15 protein-coding genes and 1 riboswitch are annotated in these 12,773 nt (G+C 37.2%); of the genes, 2 read left to right on the top strand and 13 right to left on the bottom strand.

The genetic code is table 11. The features are described from left to right. The first annotated feature begins 193 nt into the window (after positions 1 to 193). Positions 194 to 1,462 (top strand): AAA family ATPase, encoded by a 1,269-nt coding sequence (locus C8K15_RS10305; protein ID WP_108586323.1) that lies wholly within the window; start codon positions 194 to 196, stop codon positions 1,460 to 1,462. Positions 1,463 to 2,043: 581 nt separating this feature from the next. Here the strand turns inward: C8K15_RS10305 and C8K15_RS20300 are convergent. Beyond that, positions 2,044 to 2,259: a hypothetical protein gene (locus C8K15_RS20300; RefSeq protein WP_158268291.1), complete on the bottom strand. Its 216-nt coding sequence runs from the start codon at positions 2,257 to 2,259 to the stop codon at positions 2,044 to 2,046. Positions 2,260 to 2,265: 6 nt separating this feature from the next. Between C8K15_RS20300 and C8K15_RS20295 the strand changes: the two genes are divergently transcribed. Next, the gene (locus tag C8K15_RS20295; protein WP_158268290.1) at positions 2,266 to 2,448 is read left to right on the top strand and encodes a hypothetical protein; all 183 of its coding nucleotides are present in this window, start codon (positions 2,266 to 2,268) and stop codon (positions 2,446 to 2,448) included. Positions 2,449 to 2,485: 37 nt separating this feature from the next. Here C8K15_RS20295 and gcvPB read toward each other — a convergent pair whose 3' ends face one another. The 12 genes from gcvPB to C8K15_RS10245 form a co-directional block, all read right to left on the bottom strand. After that, the gene (gene gcvPB, locus C8K15_RS10300; RefSeq protein WP_369973727.1) at positions 2,486 to 3,976 is read right to left on the bottom strand and encodes an aminomethyl-transferring glycine dehydrogenase subunit GcvPB; all 1,491 of its coding nucleotides are present in this window, start codon (positions 3,974 to 3,976) and stop codon (positions 2,486 to 2,488) included. Further along, positions 3,939 to 5,285: an aminomethyl-transferring glycine dehydrogenase subunit GcvPA gene (gene gcvPA / locus C8K15_RS10295; RefSeq protein WP_108586321.1), complete on the bottom strand. Its 1,347-nt coding sequence runs from the start codon at positions 5,283 to 5,285 to the stop codon at positions 3,939 to 3,941. The genes gcvPB and gcvPA overlap by 38 nt, the downstream gene beginning before the upstream one ends. A 24-nt stretch (positions 5,286 to 5,309) precedes the next feature. Then, the gene (gcvT, locus tag C8K15_RS10290) at positions 5,310 to 6,413 is read right to left on the bottom strand and encodes a glycine cleavage system aminomethyltransferase GcvT (protein WP_108586320.1); all 1,104 of its coding nucleotides are present in this window, start codon (positions 6,411 to 6,413) and stop codon (positions 5,310 to 5,312) included. Positions 6,414 to 6,649: 236 nt separating this feature from the next. After that, a riboswitch (glycine riboswitch) is annotated at positions 6,650 to 6,742 on the bottom strand. A 141-nt stretch (positions 6,743 to 6,883) separates the two neighbouring features. Then, positions 6,884 to 7,402 (bottom strand): shikimate kinase, encoded by a 519-nt coding sequence (locus tag C8K15_RS10285; protein WP_108586319.1) that lies wholly within the window; start codon positions 7,400 to 7,402, stop codon positions 6,884 to 6,886. A gap of 204 nt (positions 7,403 to 7,606) precedes the next feature. Further along, entirely contained in the window at positions 7,607 to 8,047 is a 441-nt protein-coding gene (gene comGF / locus C8K15_RS10275) for a competence type IV pilus minor pilin ComGF (protein WP_108586317.1), read from the bottom strand. Next, complete coding sequence (locus C8K15_RS10270; RefSeq protein WP_108586316.1) at positions 8,032 to 8,331, bottom strand: hypothetical protein; 300 nt, start codon at positions 8,329 to 8,331, stop codon at positions 8,032 to 8,034. Before C8K15_RS10270 ends, comGF begins: the two co-directional genes overlap by 16 nt. Next, entirely contained in the window at positions 8,324 to 8,800 is a 477-nt protein-coding gene (locus C8K15_RS10265; protein ID WP_233260433.1) for a prepilin-type N-terminal cleavage/methylation domain-containing protein, read from the bottom strand. The genes C8K15_RS10270 and C8K15_RS10265 overlap by 8 nt, the downstream gene beginning before the upstream one ends. Next, a complete protein-coding gene (gene comGC, locus C8K15_RS10260; protein ID WP_108586314.1) occupies positions 8,742 to 9,017 on the bottom strand; it encodes a competence type IV pilus major pilin ComGC in 276 nt (91 codons plus the stop codon). Before comGC ends, C8K15_RS10265 begins: the two co-directional genes overlap by 59 nt. A gap of 330 nt (positions 9,018 to 9,347) precedes the next feature. Next, the gene (locus C8K15_RS10255; protein ID WP_108586313.1) at positions 9,348 to 9,617 is read right to left on the bottom strand and encodes a CPCC family cysteine-rich protein; all 270 of its coding nucleotides are present in this window, start codon (positions 9,615 to 9,617) and stop codon (positions 9,348 to 9,350) included. 145 nt (positions 9,618 to 9,762) lie between these two features. Further along, entirely contained in the window at positions 9,763 to 9,903 is a 141-nt protein-coding gene (locus C8K15_RS20290) for a hypothetical protein (protein WP_158268289.1), read from the bottom strand. A gap of 202 nt (positions 9,904 to 10,105) precedes the next feature. Continuing rightward, entirely contained in the window at positions 10,106 to 10,615 is a 510-nt protein-coding gene (locus C8K15_RS10250) for a DinB family protein (protein WP_108586312.1), read from the bottom strand. A gap of 887 nt (positions 10,616 to 11,502) precedes the next feature. After that, positions 11,503 to 12,441 carry a DNA/RNA non-specific endonuclease gene (locus tag C8K15_RS10245; protein ID WP_108586311.1) on the bottom strand — a complete coding sequence of 313 codons (939 nt, stop codon included), beginning with the start codon at positions 12,439 to 12,441 and terminating at the stop codon, positions 11,503 to 11,505. Between the last annotated feature and the right edge of the window lie 332 nt (positions 12,442 to 12,773).

The following is a 12,773-nucleotide window of genomic DNA, read 5'->3' as shown; positions in this document are numbered from 1 at the left end:
AAGTAGTTTGTTTTGATTGATTTAACATGATTAACACACACTTTCAGAGCTTTTTATTTATTATAACGAAAAAGGGAAAAGCGAATCTAGCGCTTCCCCCTAATTTCTGTATTCGTTTTGCAGTGCCCTCAATTGGAGGAACTTTTTTTCAACTTAATCGTTATAATTGAGTCATATTTTATGGGAGGCCTTTATGAAACCACTTACGCTTATATCACACCTTGAAGATACGAGACAAACTCTTCCCCATTACGAAGATCTTGCATTCGTATCCAAACGCATTATTGACAAGCTTGAACATAGGTTATCTGGACAATGGCAACATATATATATTGGTGAAACCATTTCGCAACTCGATACCAACGTCCTTGAAATGATGGAAAAAGGCCTCCTTGAGTACGAGTCTCTTAGTCATATATACGAGACACGAACTCTTGGAAAAATAGGCACAACTTCCGAGGATGCTAATGAAAGCCACTTAAAAGTAGTTAATACGTTTGAAAATCAACTTATTTATTTCCCTAATCATGAAGTTGCCCTAACAATTGTCACGTTTTACACCACCGATCATAGCTGGCCAGAGATGCATTGTTATGCCCAGTCTCCTGAAAAGGCTTTAGCCTTCTTACAAGATATTAACGAGAAATTAAGGCAAATGTTAATGCAGTCTGTTACATTTTTAGTGGATACGGAAGATGGCGTAAAGCGACGCAATTACGGTGAACATTCTGTTGTAAGTCGTGAGGATGTTATGCTTGAGGAGTCGGTGAAACAAGATATCTTCCGTTCAATTGATCAATTTTTCACAGCAGATGGCCAATTCTTTAAAGAATATGGATTGCCTTATAAGCGCGGTATTTTACTTTATGGTTCTCCGGGTAACGGAAAAACAACGTTAGTTAAGTCCATCACTGGCTCAACAAACGCACCCGTAGTGTATTGGCAGATTACTGAGTTTACTGGAAGTCATTCTATACAAGAAGTATTTGGCATCGTCACAAGACTAGCACCAGCCATTCTAGTCATTGAAGACATAGACTCTATGCCTGAATATACACGTTCTGTCTTTTTAAACACTCTAGATGGCACGCAATCTAGAGAAGGGTTATTTATTATAGGAACAACAAACTATCCCGAAAAAATCGATCCTGCGCTGATTAACCGTGCTGGACGTTTTGACCGAGCATATGAAATACCGGCTCCTTCCGCTCAAGTACGAGAACAGTATTTACGTAAACTTGATTTGAAGGACATCTTCTCACACCAACAAGTCAAAGACATGGCACGCTTGACAAAAGGCTTATCGATTTCTCAATTAAATGAATTATATATGTCTGTTGCCTTAAACTGGCATTATGATGGTGAACTGGCTTTTGAAGAGCGCATAAAAGAACTTCAAAAACAAAATAAACGTTCAAAAAAGAATGACTGGGAAGACGAGGAAGGTTCAATCGGATTTTAATTAGGCTATGTAAAAGAATCTGTTTGAAATGAAAGAACAAAAGAAATGCATTTGCCCCTAGCATGCCGCAAGTGAATAAATGTACGAAAAAACTGTATCGTTTAACAGAGCCTTTCAAAACATCTTAATTAATACTCATTTTAAGAATTATCACTACAACTACAAACGTAAAACCTTGTTTCCACTTACTGAGGATGACAGGTTTCCAGTTTGCTTTGGACGCTTTACTTGCTACACAATAATATATACAAAAGAGAGTTGTGTATCCTTCGCTCCCTTGCCACCTGGAAGCACACATTGTTCTTGAACTGGTTAACTACAGAATAGAAGGTTTCTTTAAGTGAATGTTCGGCCGAAGATGCAATTTCGGCCGCTTTCTGCTTTTTTTATTTTGGCTAAGTTTAAGAATGCAATAGATATTAAAAAAGAAAAGAAAGATTACATTTGCGCCTAGCATGTACAGGAACGATGGTTAAAAACGCACGTCCTGCTCCTGCGGTTACTCGTCGCAAAATGCAGTGCGAGAAATTGCTCCTGCGGTTACTCGTCGCAAAATGCAATGCGAGAAATTGCTCCTGCGGTTACTCGTCGCAAAATGCAATGCGAAAAATTGCTCCTGCGGTTACTCGTCGCAAAATGCAATCGAGAAATTGCTCCTGCGGGTACTCGTCGCAAAATGCAATGCGAGAAATTGCTCCTGCGGTTACTCGTCGCAAAATGCAATGCGAAAAATTGCTCCTGCGGTTACTCGTCGCAAAATGCAATCGAGAAATTGCTCCTGCGGTTACTCGTCGCAAAATGCAATGCGAGAAATCTTGTGGCAACACCTTCATGACCCACTTCCAGTTGGCCCAAGAATGAGACCCACAAGTATGTGGTTTTCATTCTTGTTGGCTCAAGCGGAACGTGCGGCAAGCGCAAATTTACGATCATACGAAAATCAACATCACAATTTAACAGAACCTTTAATTAATAAACAGAACTAATCAAAAAAGAGTTCATCAAATGATGAACTCTTTTTGATTATGCTTTTTTATAACGTAATACTGGGGTACGAGCAGCTTTTGTCTCATCTAAACGTTTTATAACAGTTGTATGAGGTGCTTGCTGTACGATTTCTGGATTTTCTTCAACTTCTCTTGCAATCTGAATCATCGCATCGATAAATGCATCTAGCGTTTCTTTCGACTCCGTTTCAGTTGGTTCAATCATCATCGCTTCTTCCACATTTAATGGGAAGTAAATTGTAGGTGGATGGTAGCCAAAGTCTAGGAGACGTTTCGCCATATCAAGCGTACGAACACCTAATTTCTTTTGGCGACGACCACTTAAAACGAACTCATGCTTGCAATGACGATCATATGGCAAGTCAAAATGTGGCTGCAAACGACGCATCATATAATTTGCGTTAAGTACTGCATATTCAGTAATGGCTTTCAGACCATCTGGACCCATTGAACGGATATACGTATAGGCACGTACATTAATCCCAAAGTTCCCATAGAAAGGCTTAACTCGTCCAATTGATTGTGGACGGTTGTAATCGAAGTGATAGCCTTCTTCAGTTTTCACTAGAACAGGTTTCGGTAGGAAAGGAATTAAGTCTTTCTTCACACCAACCGGACCCGAACCTGGTCCACCACCACCGTGAGGACCTGTGAATGTTTTATGCAAGTTTAAATGTACACAGTCAAAGCCCATATCTCCCGGACGAGCTTTAGACATTACAGCATTTAAGTTTGCACCATCATAATAGAGCTTACCACCGACACCATGGATGATAGCAGCCATTTCTAAAATGTTTTCTTCAAATAAACCAAGTGTATTTGGATTCGTCAACATCAATGCTGCTGTATCGTCACCTACCACACGTTTTAAATCTTCTAAGTCAACTAAACCATTTTCGTCAGACTTAACTGTTATTGTATCGAATCCAGCAACCGTTGCTGATGCAGGGTTCGTTCCATGGGCAGAATCAGGAACAATAACTTTAGTACGTTGTGTGTCACCATTTGCTAAGTGGAACGCGCGAATCATCATAAGCGCAGTCCATTCACCGTGTGCTCCAGCTGCAGGTTGTAGTGTCAAGTCGTCCATACCTGTTATTTCAATTAAATGCTCTTGCAAATCATACATTAATTCCATAGCACCTTGAACTGTGTCTTCATCTTGAAGTGGGTGAATGTTTGCAAATCCAGGGAAACGGGCAACTGATTCATTGATTTTCGGATTGTATTTCATCGTACATGATCCAAGTGGGTAGAACCCTGAATCGACACCATGGTTTCGCTTCGAAAGTGCTGTATAATGTCTCATAATATCGAGTTCGGATACTTCTGGAAGTTCTGCAGCTTCTTCTCGTAGTAAACCTTCAGGTAATAAAGTTGATAAATCTACTTCTGGAATATCAAGATCTGGCAAACTATAGCCAATTCGGCCTGGCTTTGTGATTTCAAAAATTAGTGGTTGATTATCTTTATGCACGGAAAGACCCCATTTCTTGCACAAGCGCATCGATTTCTTCTTTTGTTCTTTGCTCTGTAACAGCTATTAACGCATGTCCTTCTAACTTTTCTTCGACTTTACCCAAGTCAAATCCACCGATAATGCCTACTTTTAATAATTCTTTATTTAGCGCCGTTACAGACCCCTTAACATTTACTACGATTTCATTGAAATGTGCACCTTGGTACACAACGTCAAATCCTGCTGCTTCAAACGCTTTTTTAGCATAGTTGGTTTTTAAAATATTTTGTGTAGCTATTTCTTGAACACCTTTTTTGCCAAGAGCCGTCATAGCAACTGATGCAGCAAGAGCATTTAACGCTTGGTTTGAACAGATGTTAGAAGTCGCTTTATCACGACGAATATGTTGTTCACGAGCTTGAAGAGTTAATACATAGCCACGACGACCTACTTCATCTGTTGTTTCACCCACTAGACGACCAGGCACTTTGCGCATTAATTTTGAAGTAACTGCAAAGTAACCACAATGAGGTCCACCGAATGATTCAGAGATACCAAATGGTTGAGCATCTCCAACTACTATATCTGCACCTAATTTTCCTGGTGAAGTTAAAACACCTAGTGCAAGTGGGTTGGAAGAAACAACTAATAATGCTTTTGCTTCATGTGTCATACCTTCCATTTTACGTAAGTCTTCTACTTGACCGTAGAAATTTGGATATTGCACTAAAACAGCCGCTGTGTTTTCATCAATCATATTTGATAATGCTTCGACATCTGTTATTCCATCTTTAGTTGGAATTTGAACAACTTCAATCGATTGACCCAATGCATACATACGTACTACATCTTGAGATTCTGGGTTTACAGCACCAGAAATAAGAAGTTTTTTACGTTTTGTATGACCAGCCGCAAGAGTTCCAGCTTCAGCTAATGCAGTTCCACCGTCATACATAGAAGAGTTTGCTAAGTCCATTCCAGTTAATTCACAAATCATTGTTTGGAATTCGAAAATGGCTTGCAATTCCCCTTGAGAAATTTCAGGTTGGTAAGGTGTGTATGCTGTATAGAATTCTGAACGAGAAATGACATGATCAACAATAATCGGTTTATAGTGATCATAAACACCAGCGCCCAAGAATGAAGCAAAAGCCTTATTATCCGCATTTTTAGCAGCCATCTGAGATAACTCTTTTAATAAAGAGGATTCTGATTTAGCAGGTTTAATATTATATTGTCCTTGAAAACGTACTTTTTCAGGTATGTCAGAAAACAGTTCATCTATAGAAGAAACTCCAATGGTTTCTAACATTTCTTTTTGATCTTGTTCTGTCATTGGTAAGTAACGATGTTTCATTGGGTCATGACCTCTTTCCAACAATTATTTTTGGCGTTTATAAAAAGGTGTTGATACAGTAACAGCTTTCAAGCGTTTTCCACGAATTTCAACTTCAACTTCAGTTCCAAGTTCAATGAACTTACTATCAATTAAGCCAAGTCCTATGTTTTTCTTAAGCGTCGGAGACTGTGTACCTGTAGTTACTTCACCAATTTGTTGGTCATCTTTGTATACCTTGTAGCCGTGTCTAGGTATACCTTTATCAATCATTTCTAGTCCGACTAACTTACGAGGTATACCCGCTTCTTTTTGTTGAACAAGAGCTTTTTGACCAATAAAGTCATCTTCTTTTTTCAGCTTAACTGCAAATCCGATACCTGCTTCAAGTGGAGAGATATCTTTTGAAAGCTCTTGACCATATAGGGCTAAACACGCTTCAAAACGTAATGTATCACGCGCGCCAAGTCCACAAGGAACAACACCGTCTGCCTTACCTTCGTCTAATATCAAGTCCCATAACGCTATAATTGATGCAGGATTTCCGTATATTTCAAATCCATCTTCACCTGTATAGCCAGTACGGGATACTAAAACTTCATAGTTACCGACTTTTACATCCGTTTTAAATTTGAAAAAGCCGATTTCATTTAAGTCTTCCGTAGTTAAACGTTGTAAAACTGTTTCTGCCAGTGGTCCTTGTAATGCAAGTTGACCATAAGAATCTGAAACATTATGTACAGTGGTATCGCCAATAATATACTTGATCATCCAATCAAAGTCTTTTTCGATATTAGATGCATTTACAACTAGTAAATAATCACCTTGATCAATTTTATAAACTAGTAAATCGTCTACCGTGCCACCATCTTCGTAACACATTGCGTTATATTGGGCTTGACCATTTTGTAACTTTGACACGTCGTTTGTCAGTAATTTTTGAAGGTACTCGAGACTATCTTCACCACGAACGATGATTTCCCCCATATGAGATACATCAAATAATCCAGCTTTAGTACGAACAGCTTCATGTTCTTCCTTAATACTTGAAAACTGAACTGGTAATTCCCATCCACCAAAATCAATTGTTTTCCCTCCGTATGCTTTGTACGAATCAAACAAAGGTGTGCGTTTTAAATTTTCCGACAATGTAATTTCCTCCTCTTTTCATAGCGGGCAGAAGTGTTGCTGGTTAGATTGTTAGAGCGATTAAATAAGACCGTTCCCTTACATGAAGCAAGTGAGAGATGAAAGAACTTTACACTCTAAAAAAAGACAGAGAATTCCCATTAAATGAGAATTCTCTGTCCTGGCACCTGAAAGTTTACCTGAAATCGGCTTTCCTCTTTGGTAGCTACATAAAATCATAGCATTCTCCAGAGATGCGTCCTATACGAGTTCTTTTTACCTGAGAGATTCGTAGTTACTACTTGCTCCTTCGGCGACGCGACTAGCGCGTTCTCTCCCCGTATACTCATCCGCCCAAAACATATGTTTTGGCTATAAAGAAATCAATGTACGAAAGCATGTATCGCTTCGTGTATATCTTAACATTGAATAGAAGTAAGCGCAATCTATTTTGTATTTCCAACTCAAACACGAACATTAATACAAAAAAACTAAAAATCATCCGATTTTAAGCGATTAACTTGAAATGCAGCATATTCAGTTATTTGTCTTAATGTGCGACCTTCCGTTCTTATTGTGATGTGCGATGCTGCTTTGTAAAACCTTTTTCTTATGGTATATAACGCTTCTAACTGCTCCCTGGTAGTAGCTTGTACAATGGGCCTGTTAACATCACGGTGAATTCTCTTCCAAATATCCGGAAATGTAGCATCTAAAAATAACACCAATCCAGTTTGACGCATTTCTTTACTATTGCTAGGATTCACCGCTACTCCGCCACCAGTGGATACGATACACCATTCATCTCGGAAAGTTTTAAGAAATTCATGTTCTTGTTGACGAAAGAAAGGCTCACCGTATCTTTCGAAAATTTCCGGGATGGTCATCCCCATTTTTTTTACTATTTCCTGATCCATGTCGTAATAAGGAATTTTCAGCAAAAAGCTTAACCGCCGTCCAATTGCACTTTTTCCTGACCCCATGAAACCAATTAAGTAAATTTTTTTCATACTCTTACCCCACTTACTTTGCTACAAATCATAACAAACCGTTACTATTTCTGACTTTCCATTTTTTTAATAGTAGCAGATATATAATGACTTTCCAACATCTCATATATATTCATCTGAGATACGTAGGAAGTAATGAAGTATAAAAGCACGCCAGAGACAACGAATAACAAAACAATAGCTACAGGAAGCAAGAAACCAGATTCATTGCGAGGAAATAGATACTTCATATGTACGTTCCTCATTTCGTCCATTTTCAAAATCTACTTGGATAATAACGTAATCTCCTATCAGTTGTACTTTACATGAATTCAAACCAGTCAACATCGGTTCATGTCCTAAACGGTTTTTCTGTTTGCGAATGGATGATTGATAACATTCAATATCAAACTCTTCGCCGTTTTTTACAAAACGTATACCGTTTTGATTTAGTTGCTCGCCCATTGTTGTCACTGTTGAAACGTAACTTTCTATATCGAGTGAAAATATTTCCCACTCAATTGGTTCAGCATGAAAGAAATATCTTTCTACTTGTTTAAACCACACTGAATAAAACAAGATCAATTGCGAGAACAGCATAAGAGCAGATAATTGAAGAATCGCATCAATAAATGTGTATCCCCTAGAAGTTAATAGGTGTCGCATGATTCATTACTCACTTCAAAAAACAAATACTGCACACAAAGCTTTGGTTGACTCCAACTCCAAGAGTAAACTACGTCATCGAGGATAACGACACCAGAAATCATTCCATTTTGCAAAGCAGTTGCAGCTTGATTTTTGGTAATGGCTACATGTAATTCGCTTCTTTTTTCTGCTAAATGAACCATCATTCGATTTGTTAAGGGTAGCAATGTTCCAAAAACTATAAGTAATATACTGACAGTCAGGATTGTTTCTACAAAAGAAAATCCTTGATTACTATTCAAGTATCATACGTCCCTTCCCAATAAAAACTCGAACAGTTTTTATTCCATCAGGTGTAATAAAAGCCAAAGTTCCGAACTTAACAATGGTGCCGTTCGGGTGAAAGGATATCTCATTAATAGTGCTACTCGAAGACCAACGATATCCTGGAGGTAACTTCCTTTCAAAAACAGAATCAAATAATGTTTTTCTTGCCACATATCGACTTCCTTCCGATTCAAAAACTAGTTTTATATATTTTTCTTCGGTTAATGCGATTAGTTGAATATGTGCAACATCAAGTTTCAATTGATTATAAAATAAATCAAATGTCCTATTTTCAATATAACGATTATTAAAATAGACTGCACTTGAACTAATCATCATAACAATTGTTAGTACAAGAAGTAATTCAATTAATGAATACCCTCGATTATCCAGGGACAACTTCTGTAACAAGCCCTGCTGCATCAATATTGATCTCTGTACCATTTGGACATGTCGTTTCGCCTTCATATAAGTAATCATTATCAGTTAAGTCGGAAAGACTCGGTACAGCTTTTAAATCAATTCGATAAGCTTCTACTTGGCCTTGGACCATTTTGACAAAGGCTTCACAACCTTTATCATCGATTGTTGCTGAATGTTTCGTCACATTTGGAATAGCAATTAATATTAAGACTGAAATAATCAGTAACACCACCATCATTTCAATAATGTGTAGGTATTACCCCTATAATAAAATTGATCTTTTTATGTACTTTGATTTACCTTGTCCTTTATATAGAAGAAACTGACAAAGTAAAAGCCCTTAACCCGTCAGTAATCAGGTACAAAATCTAAATTAAACATACAAAAAGAGCCTAAATTCGCATACGAATTGGGCTCTTTTAAAATGCCTATATATCAAGCTTAATTAGATAATGAATGTAAATACCGAACACAAAAACACCCAACCAAAGGGGCTAGGTGTTTGCACTAACTATTATTAGGGTTGTTCAACTAAAGCACCCGTTAGTTGAATAAGAGATAATTATTTTTAAGCTTTTGGTTTCCAATTTAAATCCCTTGCTTCTTCAATAGTTGGTTTTCTTACATTCTTTATAAATCTTTCTTCGATTGCTCCGAAGTTCAAAAAATTCTTTTGACTATCCCTTAATGATAATTCGTTTGCACCACCCCAATAGTCAACATCTTTTGCTTGAACATAATCATCATGCCAAAAACAAACTTTACATATGATGTCCGTCCCAGAAGGTTTCTCTTCTAAAGTCTTAAAACCACAACAAGGGCAGGGATACTTTTTCATTTATCTTCAGCTCTCTTTACAAATATTTCTTACTTATAACTTAAATGGGATTCCCTTCATAAACTAAACTGCCTCGTTAATTCAATAAGAAAGGCTCAACTCTTTATTGAACTAAAGCACCCGTTAGTTGAATAAGAAGTTTTATTTAATTCTCTTGATGCTTTTTCTTATACATCTCTTTTAGTACATCTACATATTTATCGCTTGTAAAGTCATCTTTTCCGTCTTTTGCCATTTCCAAATATGCGGCGGTCATCATTTCAATGCTTTTTAGCATCTGACTCATCTAAGGCAATGATTTTTTCTTTTGTTTTTCTAAATCCAACATAAATTATCTCCTTAGTTCTGATTGAAACTATAGTAAATTCGCTATAAGGGGTAGCGTTAGGAAAATGCAGATTTACAACGTTAAGGAAGTTTCAATATTAAAAAACCTAATTTCTCATTTAATGCTGAAAAATTAGGTTTTTTCATTAATAGAAAAAGACTTATAAGTATTTATCACTAATCACTTTCATATGGTGTAACTCGTGCCCGGCAATGCCATATGCAATGGTACCTATCGAAACTGGGCTGTTCATTACAGTTCCATTACGAACCCACGCTGCATCATCAATGGTTGAAATAAGGCTTAACGTGTTGGAGCGTACTGTGTCAAAACCAGCTAGTAACTGCTCCCAGGATAATTTGTTGAAGTTTGCCGCAGCAACGTATTGATCCTGATCCATTGCTGGGAGTGGTGCACTTTCATTTCGTGCAATGGCAAGCATTCGATACGACATCACACGTTCCGAGTCGGTCATATGCCCAATCACTTCTTTTAAAGTCCATTTCCCTGGAGCGTACGACTTCCTTGCTGACTCCTCTGATACGCTGCTTAAGAGGGTAATGGTCTTAGTTCGTTGCTTACTAAGTATTTCTTCAATATCTCCATCTGGCACAAGACTAACAAACCTAGCATGCTCTGGATTTTCAATAAATAATGGTCGTGGACGCACAAGAATCCTCCTCATCGGAATAGTTAATTATGGTTCTAGGCAAATATTCGACAGTAAGAAGATATTTCCTTCATTATCTGTACAACTGATTTATGCAGTTAACATAATACAGATAATAATGGATTAATTCACTTTTTATTCCACTAACCTGCCCCGTTAGTTGAAGATCAAAAGCCTCAGCATAGATACTACATCTTTTCATTATATTACCATATTCTTGATGGGTTTCCTTTTTATTATTAGAAAGAAAATTTTGTGAGATTAACGAAAAAAGCAATGAAAAAACAATGCTAATTTGCACAAGCGCGGTATAGAGATAAATAACTCTACTTGACGCAAGTGAACAAACCACCATCATTTCAATAATGAGTAGGTATTGCCCTTATTATAAAATTGATCTTTTCTTGTACTTTGATTTACCTTGACGTCTATATAGAAGAAACTGAAAAAGTAAAAGCCCTTCCAAAATAAGTTAACCCGTTCAGTAATCTGGTACAAAATCTAAATTAAACAAAAAGGCCTAAATTCGCATGAATTGGGCTCTTTTAAAATACCTATTTATCAAGCTTTGTTAATACAAGTGCTATACGTGATGTTGAAACGATTGCTAATTACTTGAAGGGAAATATGTAAAAAGATAATGAATGTAAATACTGAACACAAAAACACCCAACCAAGAGGCTAGGTGTTTGCAATAAATATTATTAGCGTTGTTCAACTAAAGCACCCGTTAGTGAAAAATAATATATTTTCACCATACAAATTTAGATGATATGACCATTAACTTCAGTTGTTCCTGTACAGACACTCATTCGCAAATTGTTATAAATCGTCCAACGAGGAAAATGTTCTTTCGTTCATTTATTTTGCCTCAAAGTTCTAGGGGTTTACTCACCTACCATACCGTCCTTATCATTATCTTGCATATATGGGTATAACCAATGTTTACTCGTTATTGGCATACTAAAACCTGCAGCTTTTGCTTCTTTAATCGTCACCTGTCCATTACCGTTTGTATCAACACTAGAAATATCACCGTTTGTGTTTGAACTAGTTGAATCAGAAGGCTCACTGCCTGTTAAGCCGAGAGATGCGTTTACTTCATCAGGGTTCACATTGTCAAATGTATCAACGATCTCGTTACCCATTAAAGTATAGGTATACTGATAACTTGAAGGAATCTGCGTTTCCGTATTCGGATATGTGATAATTGCTTCAAAATTAGTGGCTCCACCTGCGCTACGGATCACGTCTTCCATATAAGCTTGATCGCCATGTCGGTTGAGCGTACTATTTTGTGGGGTAATGTTATAAGCATTCGATACCCCTCCGAGAGAATCAGCGATTATATGTCCTTCATCTAAAACGTCACTTTCGACGCCAGGAACCTTTGCCTCATCAGAATAGTATCTGCCAGACGATAATACAGGTTCGTTACTGTCATCTTGTATAATGATTTCGTCAGCAATGACACGTACTAGTTGCCCGTGTTCATTAGTAAATGCCCAATATTCACGGTCACCGTAACCAATGTCAACGACGACGTTAGGTTCACGATATCCAGACAAATCAGCACCATCAACTTCAATAAGTTTGTATCCTGAGAACCGTTCACTATTTGGTTGGGTTGGTGTTTCCTCTACTACTGGTTCATCAACAACCGTAGTGATAGTTTCTTCTTTTTCACTATTTTTATTTGTTTCAACTGTAGTTACTTCTTGTGGTTCTGTTTCTACATCTGTAATGGATGCATCTTCTAAATTGGTACAACCAACCATAAAGACGGTCGTTAATAGTAAGATTAAATAGTTCATTTTCTTTTGCATTTTAGGACTCTCCTATAATAGTTTCATATTGTTCATTCTAAACATCTCGGAATGTTAACATAGATTAACGTTGTTAACCTATTAATAATAGTACATTCCAAGGATAACTTTATTTCAGTAGACACTTTGTTCGAAGTGTGCAGAGTACAGTTTCAAATTGCAACTCGAATAATGCACCTAATCTATGAAATCCATCGATTACATTTAGTTCTTTGTCCATAATTATGGGTGGTATACCCTCATTATTTTTGTAGGATTTCATCAACAGCATTTTCGTTTTTTCAAATCTAAAATTTAGCTAGTGATTACTTATGGTGGAATATGAATGATTT

The sequence above is a fragment of the Paenisporosarcina sp. OV554 genome, from assembly GCF_003058165.1.
GTDB lineage: Bacteria > Bacillota > Bacilli > Bacillales_A > Planococcaceae > Paenisporosarcina.
The sequence above is the reverse complement of the archived record's forward strand: the minus strand, read 5'-3'. Positions and strand labels throughout refer to the sequence as shown.

Excerpts from the sequence above, each read along its gene's own strand:
- C8K15_RS10265 (WP_233260433.1), bottom strand. The coding sequence starts at position 8,800 with ATGGTACAGAGATCAATATTGATGCAGCAGGGCTTGTTACAGAAGTTG.
- C8K15_RS10245 (WP_108586311.1), bottom strand. The coding sequence starts at position 12,441 with ATGCAAAAGAAAATGAACTATTTAATCTTACTATTAACGACCGTCTTT.
- comGC (WP_108586314.1), bottom strand. The coding sequence starts at position 9,017 with ATGATGGTGGTGTTACTGATTATTTCAGTCTTAATATTAATTGCTATT.
- C8K15_RS20290 (WP_158268289.1), bottom strand. The coding sequence starts at position 9,903 with ATGAGTCAGATGCTAAAAAGCATTGAAATGATGACCGCCGCATATTTG.
- comGF (WP_108586317.1), bottom strand. The coding sequence starts at position 8,047 with ATGCGACACCTATTAACTTCTAGGGGATACACATTTATTGATGCGATT.
- gcvPB (WP_369973727.1), bottom strand. The coding sequence starts at position 3,976 with ATGCGCTTGTGCAAGAAATGGGGTCTTTCCGTGCATAAAGATAATCAA.
- C8K15_RS10255 (WP_108586313.1), bottom strand. The coding sequence starts at position 9,617 with ATGAAAAAGTATCCCTGCCCTTGTTGTGGTTTTAAGACTTTAGAAGAG.
- gcvPA (WP_108586321.1), bottom strand. The coding sequence starts at position 5,285 with ATGAAACATCGTTACTTACCAATGACAGAACAAGATCAAAAAGAAATG.
- C8K15_RS20295 (WP_158268290.1), top strand. The coding sequence starts at position 2,266 with ATGCGAGAAATCTTGTGGCAACACCTTCATGACCCACTTCCAGTTGGC.
- C8K15_RS10305 (WP_108586323.1), top strand. The coding sequence starts at position 194 with ATGAAACCACTTACGCTTATATCACACCTTGAAGATACGAGACAAACT.
- C8K15_RS10285 (WP_108586319.1), bottom strand. The coding sequence starts at position 7,402 with ATGAAAAAAATTTACTTAATTGGTTTCATGGGGTCAGGAAAAAGTGCA.